Source organism: Mesorhizobium sp. YM1C-6-2 (assembly GCF_003666685.1).
GTDB lineage: Bacteria > Pseudomonadota > Alphaproteobacteria > Rhizobiales > Rhizobiaceae > Mesorhizobium_K.
Genome location: NZ_RCIZ01000006.1, coordinates 36,091 through 52,432, shown reverse-complemented (window position 1 = coordinate 52,432; position 16,342 = coordinate 36,091). Strand labels below are relative to the sequence as shown.

The following is a 16,342-nucleotide window of genomic DNA, read 5'->3' as shown; positions in this document are numbered from 1 at the left end:
AAGCTTGGGACGGGGAGAGGAGACGTTTCCTGGGATAGCCTGACCGACGCCGACTTCAGCGCGTCATCCTCGGGCTTGTCCCGAGGATCTGCCATAAGACGACCAGTTGCAAAAAATGTCCGGTCCATCCCGTTCAAAACCCGCCAACGCCGGCAGATCCTCGGGACAAGCCCGAGGATGACGGTCGGATTGGCGCAAACACCCCCTCTCCGTCTCGGGCTTAGCCCGAGCCACCTCTCCCCCACTCCGTGGGGGCGAGGAACCCGAGTTCTGGGACGACTCGCCACGAGGAGCGCGGCATGACCGCCTCCGAAAAATGGCTTTCCGTCGTCGGGATCGGCGAGGATGGCACGGCGGGGCTGGGCGACGAAGCGAAGCGGCTGGTCAGCGAGGCCGAGATCGTGTTCGGCGGCCGGCGGCACCTGGAGTTGGCGAAAGGCCTGATCCGGGGCGACGCACGCGCCTGGCCGAGCCCGTTCGACGTGGCGATGCGCGAGGTCGTTGCGCTGCGCGGGAAAAAGGTCTGCGCACTGGCCTCGGGCGATCCTTTTCTCCACGGCGTCGGTGTGACGCTGGCGCGGCATGTGGCGGCGGGCGAGATGATCGTGGTGCCCTCACCTTCGGCTTTTTCGCTGGCGGCGGCGCGACTGGGCTGGGCACTGCAGGACGTCGAGACGGTGTCGCTGCACGGGCATGCGATCGACCTCATCCGCCCCCTGCTGCAGCCGAGACGGCGCGTGCTCGCGCTGACCTCCGATGGCGACGGGCCGAGGGCGGTGGCGCTGCTGCTGGTGCAGCTCGGCTTAGGTAGTTCGAAGGTGACCGTGCTGGAGGCGCTGGGCGGGCCGGGCGAACGCATGAGCGCGACGACGGCAGAAAACTTCGACCTGGAAGACGTCAACGCGCTCAACGTGCTGGCGCTGGAGGTTGAATCAAGTCCTGAGGCGCGCGTGCTGCCGCTGACGGCGGGACGAGCGGACGAACTGTTCGAGCATGACGGGCAGATCACCAAGCGCGCGGTGCGCGCGGTGACGCTTGCGGCGCTGGCGCCCCGGCGCGGCGAATTGTTATGGGACATCGGCGCGGGCTCCGGCTCGATCGCGATCGAATGGATGCTCGCCGACCCGGCGATGCGCGCGGTGGCGATCGAGGCCGACGCCGAGCGCGCGGCGCGGATAAGACGCAATGCCTCCGCCTTCGGCGTGCCTGGGCTGACGGTTGTCGAGGGGACGGCGCCGGCAGCGCTCGCCGGCTTGCCGACGCCGGATACGATCTTCATCGGCGGCGGCGGCACCGACGCCGGCGTGCTGGATGCGGCGGTCGCTGCCCTGCCCCCCGGCGGCCGGCTGGTGGCGAACGCGGTGACCTTGGAGATGGAAGCGCTGCTGCTGGCGAGGCATGCCGCGCTGGGCGGCGAGCTGGTGCGGATCGCGATCTCTCGCGAGACGGCCATCGGGTCGATGAGCGGCTGGCGGCCGGCCATGCCGGTGACGCAGTGGAGCTGGATCAAGCCCGGGGTAAAGCCGTGATCGTGGCGGGGATCGGCAGCCGCAGGGGCGTCAGCGCCGCCGAGGTGGTGGCGGCGGTGGAGGCCGCGCTTGAGGCGCATGGGCTGGAGCGGAATGCGCTGTCGCTGCTGGCGACGGCCCGGATGAAAAAGGACGAGGCCGGTATCATCGCGGCAGGCGGGACGATCGGCCTGCCGCTGGTGCTGGTGGACGACGACGTGCTGGCGGAAATGTCGTCCCGGACGATCACCCGGTCCGGCGCATCACTGGCCGTTGCCGGCACGCCTTCCGTATCCGAAGCTGCCGCGCTGGCGGCGGCGGGCGAAGGCGCGCGGCTGGCGGGGCCGAGGACAGCCGTCGGACGCGTAACCTGCGCAATCGCCATCGGAGGCGGAGAATGACGGTGCATTTCATCGGCGCCGGACCGGGCGCGGCGGACCTCATCACCGTGCGTGGGCGCGACCTGATCGCCGCCTGCCCGGTCTGCCTCTATGCCGGCTCGATCGTGTCGCCGGAACTGCTGCAATATTGTCCGGCCGACGCGAAGCTGGTCGACACCGCGCCGATGTCGCTCGACGAGATCGAGGCGGAGTATGCGGCAGCGCATGCGGCGGGCAAGGACGTGGCACGGCTGCATTCGGGCGACCTTTCGGTGTGGAGCGCGGTGGCCGAGCAGATCAGGCGGCTGGAGCGCCTGGGGATCCCCTACACGCTGACTCCAGGTGTGCCCTCCTTCGCGGCGGCGGCGGCGGCGCTGGGGCGCGAACTGACCATCCCGGAAGTCGCGCAGTCGCTGGTGCTGACGCGGGTGTCGGGTCGGGCCTCGAAGATGCCGGCGGGAGAGACGCTGGCGGGCTTCGGCAAGACCGGCGCGACACTGGCGATCCACCTGGCGATCCATGCGATATCCGAGATCGTTGCGGAGCTTTCGCCGCTCTACGGCGCCGACTGCCCGGTGGCGGTGGTTTTCCGGGCGTCATGGCCGGAAGAACGCGTGGTGCGCGGCACGCTGGCCGACATCGAAACGAAGCTGGCCGCCGACCCGATCGAGCGCAGCGCGATCATCTTCATCGGGCGGGGCTTGGGAGCCGAGGATTTTCGCGAGAGCTCGCTCTACGATGCCTATTATCAAAGGCGCTTTCGCGGACGGGAGGGCGCGTGATGGGTCTTCCTGCCGTCCCAAACATCCCCCCTCCGTCTCAGCCCTGCGGGCCGATCCACCTCTCCCCCTGCCCGGGGGAGAGGATAGCCAATCGCGAAGCGTCGGCGCCGCCCCTCACCTGCCTGCCGGCATCCTCTCCCCGCAAGAGCGGGGAGAGGAGAGAAGCGGTGGCGAACCCCTCTCCCCGTTCTTACGGGGAGAGGGTAACGGTGAGGGGCGGTGCCGACCTCGCGGGGTTGCGCTCAGGCGCGCGAAAATTCCTTCCGCCCCATCATCTCGCCTTCGCGGTTGAAGACCAACAATTCGAGCTCGATGCCGGTGCCCTTGAGCACGGCGGCGGCGGTCGACCAGGCCGTGGACGCGATGGCGTCTCCAAGCGGAATGCCCTCGGCAGAGGCGAGCGAGAAGGCCTCGGCCACCGTGTTGGCCGCGCGGATGCGCGATGCGAGATCGGCCGACGCGCCGGATTTTTCGGCGACCGTCGCCAGCGCGTCGAGGTCCGCCGCGCCGCGCGAGGAATGCAGGTCGAGCATGCCTTGCGCGAGTTTCGTCATCTTGGCGACGCCGCCGGCCACGGTGACGCGCGGCACGGGATGGTCGCGAACGTATTTCAGCATACCACCGGCGAAATCGCCCATGTCGATGAGCTGCACCTCGTGCAGGGAATGCAGCTTCTGCGCGGCGATCTCGGAGGCGTTGCCGGTGGCGCCGGAGACATGGGCAAAACCCATGGCGCGGGCGACGTCGATGCCGCGATGGATGGAATGGATCCAGGACGAGCAGGAATAGGGAATGACGATGCCGGTCGTTCCGAGGATGGAGATACCGCCGAGAATGCCCAGGCGCGGGTTGAGCGTGCGCTCGGCCATTTTTTCCCCGCCCGGTACGGAGATCTCGACCTCGATGTCGGCGGCCTCGCCGGCCGCTTCCAGTACGGAGGTCGCGATCATCTTGCGGGGAACCGGGTTGATCGCCGGCTCGCCGGCCGGGATCGGCAGGCCGGGGCGGGTGACGAGGCCGACGCCTTCGCCGCGCTTGTAGGTGACGCCCGAATTGGGCTTGCCGCGGCGCACGGTTGCCGTGACCACGGCGCCGTGGGTGACGTCGGGGTCGTCGCCGGCATCCTTGACGATGGCGGCGGTTGCCTGCCCTTCGCCGAGATCGTGGCGGGCGAGCGCGAAGGCGACGCGGCGGCCCGACGGCAGCGCAATCTCGACCGGGTCGGGGAACGCACCCGACACCAGCGCAGCGGTCGCAGCCTTGGCAGCGGCGGCCGCACAGGCGCCAGTGGTCCAGCCGCGCCGAAGCGGCGGATCGTGGGGACGGTTCTCCTCGGTCATGCCACGATCTATAGGGCGGACGGAATGGCGCGTCATGAGGGAAACGCATGAGCAGGACTTTCCTCGAACAGGCGATGGCGCGGCTGGCGCATGCGGGACCGGAACTGGAGCCCGGCCATGTCTGGCTCGTCGGCGCCGGACCCGGCGACCCGGGGCTGCTGACGCTGGATGCGCTGGCGGCGCTGGCGCAGGCCGATGCGCTGGTGCATGACGCGCTGGTGTCGGAGAAGGCGGTCGCGGTTGCGGAACAGGCCGAAAAATTCTTCGTCGGCAAACGCGGCGGTAGGCTGTCGATTCCGCAGGGCGAGATCAATGCGCTGCTGGTGCGGCTGGCGAAGGAAGGGCGCAAGGTGGTCAGGCTGAAGGGCGGGCATCCGCTGGTCTTCGCGCGCGGCGGCGAGGAGGCGCTGGCGCTGGCGGCGGAGAAGATACCGTTCCGCGTGCTGCCCGGCGTCACCTCGGCCTTCGGCGGGCTGGCCTCGGCGGGCATCCCGGCGACGATGCGCGGCGTCAACGGCGCGGTGATCCTGGCGACCGGCTTTGCCGCGCAGAGTGACGACCGTCCGGATTGGGCCGCCCTCGCCCGCACCGGCCAGCCGATCGTCATCTATATGGGCCTGACGCATATGGCCGATACGGTCACGGCGCTGATGGAGGGCGGGCTGGCGGCGGACACGCCGGCGGCCTTCGTGGAGAACGCGACGCTGCCTGGGGAACGCGTGGTGGTCGCCACGCTCGGCACGCTGGTCGGGGCGGCGGAACGGGAGAGGATCGTCTCCCCTGCCCTGATCGTCGTCGGGCACATCGTCCCGCTGCGCGAGAAAATGAGGGGCGAAGGATGACGGCCAAGGTTACGACAGCCAGGGCGATCATCATCGGCGCGCCGCGTTCGGGCTCCGGAAAAACGTCGGTCACGATCGGGCTGCTGCGCGCGCTGGCAAGGCGCGGCGTGAAAGTGCGCGGCGCGAAGTCGGGGCCGGACTACATCGATCCGGGCTTCCACGCGGCTGCAACCGGTAGGGACGGCGTCAACCTGGACAGCTGGGCGATGCCGCCGGGACTGATCGCCGCGCTGATGGCGGAAGCTGCTAACAGGGCCGACGCCGTGGTGATCGAAAGCGCCATGGGCCTGTTCGACGGCATCCCGGCGGAAGCCGGACGGACGGGCTCGGCGGCGGATCTGGCCGGGCGCTTCGGCCTGCCGGTGCTGCTGGTGCTCGACGTGTCGGGGCAATCGCAAACATCAGCCGCGATCGCCAAGGGATTTGCCAGCTACGACCCTGATGTGAGGATCGCCGGCGTCGTGCTCAACCGGCTGGGCAGCGAAAGGCACAAAAGGCTGGCGGGCGATGCGATCGAGGCGCTGGGCATTCCGGTGGTGGGCGCGGTGATGCGCGACCCCACACTCACCTTGCCCGAGCGGCATCTCGGGCTTGTACAGGCCGGCGAGCACGCCGACATCGAGACGCATATCGAGCGGCTGGCGGATGTGATGGAGCGCTCGGTCGACATCGACCACGTGCTGGAACTGATGACGCCGCTGGCGGCGACATCAGGCGATTTCTCCGGCGCGCTGCCCCCGCCGGGACAAAGGATCGCGCTGGCGCAGGATGCGGCCTTCAGCTTCCTCTATCCGCATGTGGCAAGGCATTGGCGCAAGTCAGGCGCGGAGATCGTGCCGTTCTCGCCGCTGGCGGACGAGCCACCGCGCGAGGACTGCGATGTCTGCTGGCTGCCCGGCGGCTATCCGGAGCTGCATGCCGGACGGATCGCGGCGGCGGAAAAATTCCGGGCGGGGATGGCCGAATTCGCACGGGAAAAGCCGGTGCATGGCGAGTGCGGCGGGTTCATGGTGCTCGGCGAAGGCCTGGTCGACGCGGAGGGCGAGCGGCATGCAATGCTCGGCCTGCTGTCCCACGCGACGAGTTTTGCGAAGCGGAAGATGAACCTCGGCTACCGGCAGGCAAGGCTGAAAGCGGGCTCGGCGCTCGGGCCGGCGGGCGCGGCCGTGCGCGGGCACGAGTTCCACTACGCCCAGGTGATCGAGCCGGGCGCGGACGAGCCGCTTGCCGAGATCGCCGATGGCCAGGGCAATGCGCTTGGCATGTCGGGCGGGCGGCGCGGTCATGTGACGGGTACGTTCTTCCACGCGATTGCGAGGGCCGACGCATGACCCCGCGCCGCATTGCCGAGGACATCGCGTTCTGCCTCGTCTTCTTCACGCGGCTGCCGCTGCCGGCTTTCGACTTCGGCGGCCGGACGCTGGCGCAGGCGATGTGGGCAGCTCCCCTGGTCGGGGTGGCGGTGGGGGTGATCGCGGCCCTGGCCTACGTCCTCGCCTTGTCGCTCGGCGTACCGGTCCAGGTGGCGGCGGCGCTGGCGCTGGCGGCAACCATGCTGACGACCGGCTGCCTGCACGAGGACGGGCTGTCCGACGTGGCGGACGGGTTCGGCGGCGGCAAGACGCGCGAGCGGAAGCTGGAGATCATGCGCGATAGCCGCATCGGTGCCTACGGCGCGTCGGCGCTCCTGACGTCGGCGCTGATCCGCTGGAGCGCGATCGCGGCGCTCGCCAACCCGCTCTATGCTTGCTCGGCGCTGATCGCCGCGCACGCGGCCTCGCGGGCGCTGCTGCCAGCCTTCATGCATCTCGCCCCGCCGGCGCGCCAAGACGGGCTAGGCGCAGGCGCGGGCACGGTCCAGGCCGACACCGCCTATGTCGCTCTGGCGATCGGCGCGGTGGCGCTGCTGGCGCTCGGCGTCTCCGGGCTGGTCGCGGCGGCGATCGTGCTGGCGCTGGTCTTCTACGGTTTTCGCGCGCTCTGCCTCAGGCAGATCGGCGGGCAGACGGGCGATACGCTCGGCGCATTGCAGCAGGCCGGCGAGATCGCGGTGCTCGTTGTCGCAGCGGCCATCCTCACCTGAATCAGATTCTGAACCTTTTGACTCTCTCACGGAACCATCTCTCCCATGCCCTTCAAATCCCTAGATGAATTGCGCGAGGCCTGCACCGCCCTCTGGCCCGGTGATGAGACGGCCGCCCACGCCGCCCTCGCCCGCCAGGACACGCTGACCAAGCCGCAGGGAAGCCTCGGCCGGCTCGAAGAAATTGCGGCATGGCTGGCGCGCTGGCAGGGCCGCGCCATGCCAAAGCTGGACAAGGTGCAGGCCGTGGTGTTCGCCGGTTCGCACGGCGTGACCGCGCAGGGCGTGTCGGCCTTCCCGGCCGAGGTGACGCACCAGATGGTGGCGAATTTCTCCGCCGGCGGGGCAGCCATCAACCAGCTCGCGCGCGCGGCCGGCGCCGAACTCTCGGTGGTGCCGCTGGAGGTCGAGCGTCCGACCGGCGACTTCACGCAAGAAGCCGCGATGGACGAGGCGGACTTTTTGGCAGCCGTGACGGCGGGCTACAAAGCGGTCGCCGACGACGCCGACCTCGCCTGCTTCGGCGAGATGGGCATCGGCAACACGACAACGGCGGCGGCGATCGCCGCAGCGCTGTTCGGCGGCGAGCCGTCACGATGGGTCGGGCGCGGCACCGGTGTCGATGACGCCGGGCTGAAGCGCAAGGCGGCGGCGATCGATAAGGGTCTGGCGCTGCACAAGGGTGTCCTCGGCGACCCGCTCAGGATTGCCGCGGCGCTCGGCGGGCGCGAGCTTGCCGCGATCATGGGCGCGACGCTGGCCGCGCGGCACAAACGCGTGCCGGTGCTGCTCGACGGCTTCGTCTGCACGGCGGCGGCAGCTCCCTTGCAGAAGCTCGAACCGACGGGGCTCGCGCACGCGTTGGCCGGGCATGTCTCGGCGGAAGCAGGCCATCGCGGGCTGCTGGAGGCGATGGGGCTTTCCCCTCTCCTCGACCTCGGCATGCGGCTCGGCGAAGGCTCCGGCGCATGCCTGGCGGTCAACGTCGTGCGCTCTGCGCTCGCCTGCCACGCCGGCATGGCAAGCTTTGCCGAGGCAGGCGTTTCGGAGAAATAGGCAGCGCCTGAGAAACGCCCCTTCCGTTCCGCCGCGAGCAGAGCCTATCCGGCGTTCGGGCCGACGGCCCTGCCCCGAACCCAGACTTTCGCGATGTCGTCCCTGGTGGCGTTGAGGACGATCTTCGCGGCGGTTTCCTCGATCGTGTCGAGCCCTTCCCAGACCTTGAGGGGGCTGGCCGGACGGCAGGTGTCGACCAGCACCGCGTCGAAATGGAAGCCCGGCGCGAACTTGCCGACCGGCAGGCCGAGCGCCTCGCCACCGCCGGCAGTCGCAAGCCACAGCGCTTCGGCCACCGTCACCGCAGGACCGCCCGCCCCGCGCTCGCCGGCGGGCAGATCCGCCTCGACGCCGCTCGCGCGGGCGCGGGCGGCCGAAAGGGCGTGACGGCAGCCGTCGAGGACCGAAGGGCTGTGGCCGCCCGATATGTCGGTGCCGAGGCCGGTCCGCACGCCCATGTCGAGAGCCCGCCGCAGCGGGAACACAGCGTTGGCGAAATAGAAGTTGGAGAGCGGGCAATGCGCGACCGCGGCGCCCTTCTCCCGGATCAGGGAAAGGTCGCCGTCCGTCACGAAATTGGAATGTGCCAGAACCGTGTGCTCGCGCAGCAGGCCGAAGTCGCGCAGCACCTCGCTGTCGGTCCGGCCGTGGCGGGCCATGACGAAATCGCGCTCCCAATCGCTTTCCGAACAATGCGTCTGCACCAGGCAGCCGGTCTCGGCCGCGAGCTTGCCGAGCCCGGCGAGAAGCTCGTCGGTGCAACTCGGAATGAAGCGGGGCGTGATGATGGGCCTGACCAGCGCATCACCATCGCCGGCCAGCCCGCGGACCCGGTCGATGAACGCGCGCGTGTCGGCAAGCGCGACGGCAGCGTCGGCGTCGCGGTAATAGCCGGGGCACTGATCGGGATCGTCCATCGCGACCTTGCCGACGAAGGCGCGCTGTCCCTCATCGAGGCATATTTCGGCGAGCGCCAGGGACGCTTCCACATGGGTGGTGGCGAAGTAGACGGCAGTCGTGGTGCCGTGCGCAAGAAGGCTGCCGACGAGGTCGCGATAGACACGGCGGGCGAAGTCGACGTCGGCGTAGCGGGCCTCCAACGGGAATGTGTATTTCTGCAGCCAGACCTCCAGAGGCTCGTCGAGCGCCTTGCCGATCTGCGGCCATTGCGGGGCGTGGATGTGGAGGTCGACCAGCCCCGGCATCAGGACGCTGCCCTCGGCGAGCTCGACCAGCCGGCCGTCCGCCCGCGCCCCGGCCACCAGCGCATCGAATTCGGGCGTGCCGGCGCACTCGACGGCGGCGATGACGCCGTCTGCATCGACGGCGACCGCGGCCCTGGCCATCGCCTCGATGCGGCCGCTCTCCGGCGCGTGGAACAGCGCTCCCGAGATCACCTTGTCCTGCATGGGGTCCTCCAGTTTCCTGGCTGCAGCAGGCCGCGCGGAGGCTCGCAACAAAACAGGGGGCAAAACGGAACTGTTTCAGATTTTCCGAGAGAATCGGCCATTTCGACTTTAGTCTATCACCCGTCGCGCATCGGGCTCGCGCTCATAAGCCGCGACCACGGCCATTCTCAAGGGGGAACCTATAAATGGACTCAAGACCGTATGAGGGCAGGCTCGTCGCCGGGCCGGACGACGACATCCCGATCGGGCGCGCGGCGTTCCTGGGCCTTCAGCACGTGCTGGCGATGGACGTCTACATCGTGCCGTTCATCATCGCGTCGGTGCTCGCCTTCAGCGTTCCCGATTCGGCGGCCTTCATCCAGTCCGGCTTCCTTGCGGCGGGCATCGCCACGCTCATCCAGTCGCAGTGGATCATGCGCCTGCCCGTCGTCCAGGGACCGTCATATGTCCCGATCGGGGCGGTGCTGGCCATCGCATTCGGCGCCGACGGCGGCTTAGCCGGCCTCTCGACGGTCATCGGCGCGCTGATCCCCGGCGCGATCATCGTCGCGCTGCTCGGCGTGACGGGCGTGTTCCACAAGATCGTCGCGCGCCTGGTGCCGCCGCTCGTGGGCGGAACGATCATCGTCGTGGTGGGCATCGCGCTGATGCCGGTCGCGCTGCGTGAAAGCGTATTCGCCGTGCATGGCACCGGCACGATACACCAGAACATCGCGCTTGCGGCGATCTCCGCGCTGCTGCTGGTCGGCGCCATCGTCATCGGCATCAGCATGGGCGCGAAGGGCAACTGGCTGCGCCTCTCCTCCGTCATCATCGCGCTGGCCGGCGGCTGCATCGCCGCTTCGTTCATGGGCCGGTTCAGCTTCCAGCCGGTGGTCGATGCGGGCTGGTTCACCATGCCGCGCATCGCCTTCGTCAATTTCGACGTCAGCTTCTCGCTGCCGGCCATACTGACGATGATCGTCGTCTATCTCGTCGTGCTGGCGGAAACCACGGGCACCTGGTTCGCGGTCGGCGCCGTCATCGACAAGCCGCTGTCCAACGAACAGCTCGACCGCGGCGCGACCGGCGAAGGCCTGGGCTGCCTGGCCAGCGCGGTCCTATGCAGCACGCCGGTCACCGGCTACTCGTCCAACGCGGGCGTCATCGCGGTGACCGGCGTCGCCAGCCGCCTCGCCTTCGCCGCGGCAGGCGTGTTCCTCGTCCTCTTCGGATTGATCGGCAAGCTTGCGGCGGCGATAGCCGTCATCCCGGCTCCGGTCATCGGCGGCGTGTTCGGCGTGCTTTGCGCGGTCATCGCGATCAACGGCTTCCGCGTCGTGCGCATGGCGGCGCTCACCGAGCGCAACATGTTCGTGGTCGGCCTGCCGATCCTCATGGCGCTCTTCGCCACGCTGGTGCCGAAGGAATTCGTCGACACCCTGCCCGATCTCGCGCGCTATTTGCTCGGCTCCTCCATTGCCTTCGGAGCGGTCTGGGCGATCGTGCTGAACCTCGTTCTCCCCGAGGACAAGACCGAGACCGAGAAGAAGGCCTGAGGCAGCAAACGCCATGGGAGAAGCCGGAAAAACGCCCCGGCTTCTCCCGTCCCTGCCAGGAATGCTGCCGGCCTAGGGCCGCAGCTTGAATGTCAGTCTGTCGATCTTGCCGGTGAACCTGAACGGCGTGTCGTATCTCTGTTCGACCAAAGTCACGCCGGTGCGGGTATCGAGGCCGACATCGAAGGACTCGTCCTCCGGGAAGGTGATAGGCGTCGTGTGATCCAGGGTATTGGTGGCAACCAGCTTTCCGTCGACCGACAGCTCCCCGGTGCCGCCTTTGCCGAGACCGGGTCCGGACGGCTTGAAGTCGAACATCACGGTGTGCTTTCCGGGCTCGAGCTCGGGACCTTCCCAGAGCGTCCGCTTGAGATCGAGCAAATTGTAGGCGAAGACGACCTTGCCACGGCCGACGCCGAACTCGCCCTTGCTCAGGAAGAGCGCGTAGCCGCCGAAGCGTCCGCCCTCCGTGACGATCACGCCCTCCGCGCCATCCTGGGGAATCTCGACCTCCGCGGTGATCGTGTAGGCCTTGTTGAGGATGCTCGGTCCGGCGCTCGCAGGCACGCCGCTCAATTCGCCTGAATAGGTGAACTCGGTCCGCCCTGCTGTCAGGCTCGGACGCTGCGTGTTCCAGCGGGCGAGAGTCGAATTGTCGAGCGGAAGCACGTTGTACTTCGCCGCCTCCGCATAGAACATGTCCTGCAGCTCCTTGAGCTTGTCGGGCATCTTCGCGGCGAGGTCTTTCGACTGGGTCGGGTCCTCGGCGACGTTGTAGAGCTCCCAGTTGTAGCCGGTGATCACGTCGGGCGGCGTGTCGGTGCTCAGCTTCCACGGCAGCGTCACCGGCGTGGTCGCGGCCACCCAGCCATCATGATAGAGCGCACGGTTGCCGAGCATCTCGAAATACTGGGTCTTGTGCGTCGAGGGAGCGTTCGCGTTGGCCTTGCCCCAGGTGTAGGCCATGCTCACGCCTTCGATCGGCTCCTGCTTTATGCCGTTGACGATTTCGGGCGCCGGGATGCCGGTTGCCTCCAGAATGGTGGGCGCGATGTCGATGACGTGGTGGAACTGATGCCGGATGCCGCCGACGTCGGTGATATGGCCCGGCCACGACATCGCCACGCCTTGCGCGGTTCCGCCAAAGTGCGACGGCACCTGCTTCACCCATTTGAACGGCGTGTCCATCGCCCACGCCCAACCGGCGGCGAAATGCGGAAAGGTCCGCTCGGAATCCCAGAACGGATACCAGAGGAACTGGTCCTTCACCGGAACCGATACGCCGTTGAAGGTGGTGAATTCGTTCGGCGTGCCGTTGAGCATGCCCTCGGCGCTGGCACCGTTGTCGCCGCCGATATAGATGATCAGCGTGTTGTCGAGCTCGCCGAGATCCTCGACCGCCTGGATGACGCGGCCGATCTCGTGGTCGGCATAGGCAAGATAGGCGCCGTAGACGTCCGCCTGCCTGACAAACAGCTTTTTCTCCTCGAGGCTGAGCGAATCCCATTCGGGGAGCTCCTTCGGCCAGTCGGTGAGCACGGCGTCGTCGGGCATGATGCCGAGCCGCTTCTGGTTGGCGAATATCGTCTCGCGAACCTTGTTCCAGCCCTCGTCGAAGAGGTGCATGTCGCTGATCTTGTCGACCCACTCCTTGGTGGGGTGGTGCGGCGCATGCGTCGCGCCGGGAACGTAGTAGACGAAGAAAGGCTTGTCGGGCGCGAGTTCCTTCAACTGCTTCATGTACTGGATGGCGTCGTCCGCCATCGCCGTTTCCATGTTCCAGCCGGGATTGCCCTGGAAGGGATAGATGGCGGTCGTGTTGCGGAACAGGTTCGGCTGCCACTGGCTCGCGTCGCCGCCGACGAAGCCGTAGAAGTATTCGAAGCCCATGCCGTTCGGCCACTGATGGAACGGCCCGGCCTGGCTCGACTGGAAGGACGGCGTGTTGTGGTCCTTGCCGAACCACGCGGTGGCGTAGCCGTTGTCCCTGAGGATCGTGCCGATGGTACCCTTGTCGAGCGGGATGATCGAATCGTAGCCGGGATATCCGGTCGAGGTTTCGCCGACGACGCCGAAGCCGACCGAATGGTGATTGCGTCCCGTGATCAGCGCGGCCCGCGTCGGCGAGCAAAGCGATGTCGAGTGGAAGTTTGTGTAGCGCAGGCCGGCATTGGCGATCCGGTCCATGTTCGGCGTGGGGACGACGCCGCCAAAAGTGCTGGGCGCGCCAAAGCCCTGATCGTCGGCCATGATGAGGAGAACATTCGGCGCCTGTTCGGGCGGGACGACGCGGGGCGGCCACCAAGGCGTCGATTCGGACGCCTTCTGCTTGATCGCGCCGCCGAAGGCCGGATCTGGCGCGGGAAGCTGATCGCCGGGAATGGTCGTGGTCGCCTCGGGGGAACCGAGAGTGCCGGTGACCTGCTGCGAGATGGCAGGACCGGCGGAGGCGCCGAGTATGACTGCGCCGCTGAGCAGCGTGGCACGGACGGAGTTGTGCATGGCGAAGCTCCCTCAAAGAACGCCGATAGTGTGCAGCTTAGCGGCCGACCTGCCTCCCGGCTTTGCATTTGACGCCAAAATGAACTGGCGGCATTGATAGGGTCTGGGGAGTGTCCGAGTTCAGGGCAATGACGATCGTTATCCCCATGATCCGAGGATTCGCGCTCCTGCCAACGCTGCGTTGGTTGGCCGATCGGGGCGTCGCGGCCGATGCGGCGCTTGCCTCGGTCAACCTTCCCGCTGACCTGCTGGCCGATCCGTTCCGGCCCGTGCCGCTGGTGCATGTCGCCGCCCTTCTGCGGAATGCGGCGCGCGATTTCGGGCCTGATCTCCCCTGCCGCATCGTTTCAAGCGCCGGCAATCTGGAGCTGGCGATGCTGGGGAAGGTCGGCCTCGGCGCGCGTAACGCGGGAGAACTGATGGCGCGGGTAGTGGCTGCGCTTCCGTATTACTGCTCCCACGAGCAGGTTACCGTGCGAAAGGAACAAGGAACCTACGTCGTCAACGAATTCTTCGCCCACCGCTTCGATCCCGAGACCCGGCACACCCTCCTTCAATATGCCTCGGCGATGGTCGACCGTATCCTCGGCATGGCCGGCGACCCGCCGCCGCGCTTCCTCAGGCTCGAAATTCCGCCCCATCCGGTCTTCGGTGTCGACCATCTCCGCAAGTGGTACGGCGACTGCGTATTCGAGACGAAGGCGCGCGGCTTCACGGCGGTGATCGACGAGCGGATCGTGCACCGTCCCTTCGGCAACGTCGCGCGGGACCGCCTCAGCCCGCACGGACTTTCGAATGCAATGCCGCTGCGTGGCGACGGGACGCTGGCCGGTTCGGTGAGGGCGCTCCTCGTCACGATGCTCGACGCAGATGAGCCGCCGACCATGAGGCGGGTGGTCGCCGCCGCCGGAACAAGCGCACGCACCTTCCAGCGCCAGCTCGATGCCGAGGGAACCAATTTCTCGGACCTGCTGGCCGAAGTTCGTCGCAGCGAAACGCTTCGACGCCTGGGCCAGCGCGGCAGCCGCATCGCCGCGATTGCAGCCGATCTGGGCTACGCCGACCAGGCTTCCTTCACGCGGGCTTTCCGCCGCTGGACCGGCAGTCCTCCGAGCCAGTTTCGCTCAAAGCTCGCCTGAAAGGCGCTTTGGCTGGAGCACCCAGCCTCGCGGCAAGCAACGCGCCTTTCGAGGTGACTCCTTCCAAAATCCCTGCAATGTTTGGAACGGCCCGCAGACGGCCCCGTTGATGGCAGGCACCCTGAAGGGTGCGGATTTGGAGGAAATCTGATGCTCAACAGACGAGAATTCCTGGCGACGACGGCGGCAGCCGGGCTCGCGGCGGCCTTCCCCTTTGCCGCGCTGGCGCAGGACGCTCCGCAGATCCAGCTTTTCGTGCCGGCGGCACCCGGCGGCGGCTGGGACCAGACGGCACGCACCATGGACCAGGTGCTGCGCGCGGAGAAGCTGATCTCGGGCGCGCAGGTGACCAACGTTCCCGGCGCCGGCGGCACCGTCGGCCTGCCGCAATTCATCAACCAGTGGAAGGGCCGGCCGAACGCGCTGATGGTGGGCGGCATGGTGATGGTCGGCGCGATCATCGCCAACAAGGCCGCCAACAACCTTTCCGAAGTGACGCCGATCGCACGGCTGACCGGCGAGTTCGAGGCGCTGGTCGTGCCCGCCGCCTCGCCGTTCCAGACCGCCGGGGATTTCGTCGCCGCGCTGAAGGCCGACCCGACCAAGGTTCCGGTCGCCGGCGGCTCGGCCGGAGGCTCCGACCACATATTGTTCGGCCTGATTGCCAAGACGGTCGGCGTGCCGGCGACAAACCTCTCCTACGTGCCGTTCGCCGGTGGCGGCGAGGCCCTTGCCGCGCTGCTCGGCAACCAGGTGGCGGCCGGCATCTCGGGTTATGGCGAGTTCGCCGAGCAGGTGAAGGCAGGCGCGCTGCGGCTCCTCGCCATCTCCTCGGACGTGCGCCAGGAAGGCATCGACGCGCCGACGATGAAGGAAGCCGGCATCGACGTCGAACTGTTCAACTGGCGCGCCGTGTTCGCGCCGCCGGGCGTCACCGACGAGGACAAGGCCGCGATGATCGCGCTGGTCGGCAAGATGGCGGAAAGCGAAGCCTGGAAGACCGAGCTGAAGAACCGAAACTGGACGCCGATCCTGCTTACCGGCGACGACTTCGGCAAATTCCTGGCGGAGGACACCCAGCGGATCGAGGCGATCCTCAAGGATCTCGGCCTCGCCTAGCCGGCCGGGCGACGTCACCCGGGCGGCCGGACCAAGGCCGCCCTCGCCGGCCATCCGGCGAAGAAAAGCCGGCGACGACAGGCCGGCAGCCTCGGAGGGGACGAGATGACCAGCGACGACGATTACGCGCCTCCGCAGCAGCGCTTGGCGATGCCGGAACTGATGATCGGGCTCGGCCTGCTCGCCTGCGCGGCGGTGACGCTCTGGCAGACCTTGGCGATCCCCGTGTCGCCCATGTATTCCAAAGTCGGGCCGACGGTCTTCCCCTACATGACCACGGCCGGCCTGGCCGTGCTCGCCCTGTTGCTGATCGTCGCGGCGGCGCGCGGCGGCTGGCAGCCGGAGGAAGAAAAGGAGACGCCGACCGACTGGAAGGCGATGGGTTTCGTGGTGGCGGGGCTGGTCGCCAATGCGGCGCTGATCCAGCCGCTCGGCTTCACCGCGGCCTCGGTGGTGATGTTCGTGCTGGTCTGCTTCGGCTTCGGCAGCCGGCACCCGCTGCGCGACGCGCTGATCGCGCTGGTGCTGGCGCTCGCCGCCTATTTCGGCTTCGCCCGCGCACTCGGGGTCAACATCGGGGCGGGCTACATCGAAAACACGCTGAACGTCGTCGTCGATGCAGTGCTCGGCCTGAGGAACTGACA

The 16,342-nt window shown here is 68.0% G+C and carries 14 protein-coding genes; 11 read left to right on the top strand and 3 right to left on the bottom strand.

The features are described from left to right. The first annotated feature begins 299 nt into the window (after positions 1-299). Genes cbiE through cobM form a run of 3 tightly spaced genes read left to right on the top strand, consistent with a single transcriptional unit; the run spans position 300 to position 2,670 of the window. Positions 300-1,529, top strand: coding sequence for a precorrin-6y C5,15-methyltransferase (decarboxylating) subunit CbiE (cbiE, locus tag D8676_RS16175; protein ID WP_121582125.1), 1,230 nt, complete (start codon positions 300-302; stop codon positions 1,527-1,529). Continuing rightward, positions 1,526-1,909 (top strand): cobalamin biosynthesis protein, encoded by a 384-nt coding sequence (locus D8676_RS16170; RefSeq protein WP_121582124.1) that lies wholly within the window; start codon positions 1,526-1,528, stop codon positions 1,907-1,909. The genes cbiE and D8676_RS16170 overlap by 4 nt, the downstream gene beginning before the upstream one ends. Beyond that, positions 1,906-2,670 (top strand): precorrin-4 C(11)-methyltransferase, encoded by a 765-nt coding sequence (cobM, locus tag D8676_RS16165; protein WP_121582123.1) that lies wholly within the window; start codon positions 1,906-1,908, stop codon positions 2,668-2,670. Before D8676_RS16170 ends, cobM begins: the two co-directional genes overlap by 4 nt. Positions 2,671-2,912: 242 nt before the next feature. Here the strand turns inward: cobM and D8676_RS16160 are convergent, their stop codons facing one another. Continuing rightward, positions 2,913-4,010, bottom strand: coding sequence for a cobalt-precorrin-5B (C(1))-methyltransferase (locus D8676_RS16160; protein ID WP_245426843.1), 1,098 nt, complete (start codon positions 4,008-4,010; stop codon positions 2,913-2,915). Between the two features lie 47 nt (positions 4,011-4,057). Here D8676_RS16160 and cobA point away from each other — a divergent pair, with 47 nt between their 5' ends. Genes cobA through cobT form a run of 4 tightly spaced genes read left to right on the top strand, consistent with a single transcriptional unit; the run spans position 4,058 to position 7,991 of the window. Beyond that, complete coding sequence (gene cobA, locus D8676_RS16155; RefSeq protein ID WP_121582121.1) at positions 4,058-4,852, top strand: uroporphyrinogen-III C-methyltransferase; 795 nt, start codon at positions 4,058-4,060, stop codon at positions 4,850-4,852. Beyond that, positions 4,849-6,183, top strand: a complete 1,335-nt coding sequence (locus tag D8676_RS16150; protein WP_121582120.1) for a cobyrinate a,c-diamide synthase — start codon at positions 4,849-4,851, stop codon at positions 6,181-6,183. The genes cobA and D8676_RS16150 overlap by 4 nt, the downstream gene beginning before the upstream one ends. After that, positions 6,180-6,935 (top strand): adenosylcobinamide-GDP ribazoletransferase, encoded by a 756-nt coding sequence (gene cobS, locus D8676_RS16145; RefSeq protein WP_121582119.1) that lies wholly within the window; start codon positions 6,180-6,182, stop codon positions 6,933-6,935. Before D8676_RS16150 ends, cobS begins: the two co-directional genes overlap by 4 nt. Positions 6,936-6,980: 45 nt before the next feature. Further along, entirely contained in the window at positions 6,981-7,991 is a 1,011-nt protein-coding gene (gene cobT / locus D8676_RS16140) for a nicotinate-nucleotide--dimethylbenzimidazole phosphoribosyltransferase (RefSeq protein WP_121582118.1), read from the top strand. A 44-nt stretch (positions 7,992-8,035) separates the two neighbouring features. Here the strand turns inward: cobT and guaD are convergent, their stop codons facing one another. Continuing rightward, complete coding sequence (guaD, locus tag D8676_RS16135; protein WP_121582117.1) at positions 8,036-9,400, bottom strand: guanine deaminase; 1,365 nt, start codon at positions 9,398-9,400, stop codon at positions 8,036-8,038. A gap of 185 nt (positions 9,401-9,585) precedes the next feature. Between guaD and D8676_RS16130 the strand changes: the two genes are divergently transcribed. Then, entirely contained in the window at positions 9,586-10,938 is a 1,353-nt protein-coding gene (locus D8676_RS16130) for a solute carrier family 23 protein (protein ID WP_121582116.1), read from the top strand. Between the two features lie 72 nt (positions 10,939-11,010). On the opposite strand, the gene D8676_RS16125 is transcribed toward D8676_RS16130, so the two are convergent. Next, a complete protein-coding gene (locus D8676_RS16125; RefSeq protein ID WP_121582115.1) occupies positions 11,011-13,440 on the bottom strand; it encodes an arylsulfatase in 2,430 nt (809 codons plus the stop codon). A gap of 128 nt (positions 13,441-13,568) precedes the next feature. Between D8676_RS16125 and D8676_RS16120 the strand changes: the two genes are divergently transcribed. The 3 genes from D8676_RS16120 to D8676_RS16110 all read left to right on the top strand — a co-directional run bounded on the left by D8676_RS16120 (position 13,569) and on the right by D8676_RS16110 (position 16,340). Beyond that, a complete protein-coding gene (locus D8676_RS16120) occupies positions 13,569-14,579 on the top strand; it encodes an AraC family transcriptional regulator (protein WP_121582114.1) in 1,011 nt (336 codons plus the stop codon). 150 nt (positions 14,580-14,729) lie between these two features. Further along, entirely contained in the window at positions 14,730-15,698 is a 969-nt protein-coding gene (locus tag D8676_RS16115) for a tripartite tricarboxylate transporter substrate-binding protein (protein WP_121582113.1), read from the top strand. A gap of 105 nt (positions 15,699-15,803) precedes the next feature. Continuing rightward, positions 15,804-16,340 carry a tripartite tricarboxylate transporter TctB family protein gene (locus D8676_RS16110; RefSeq protein ID WP_121582112.1) on the top strand — a complete coding sequence of 179 codons (537 nt, stop codon included), beginning with the start codon at positions 15,804-15,806 and terminating at the stop codon, positions 16,338-16,340. Positions 16,341-16,342 lie beyond the last annotated feature (2 nt).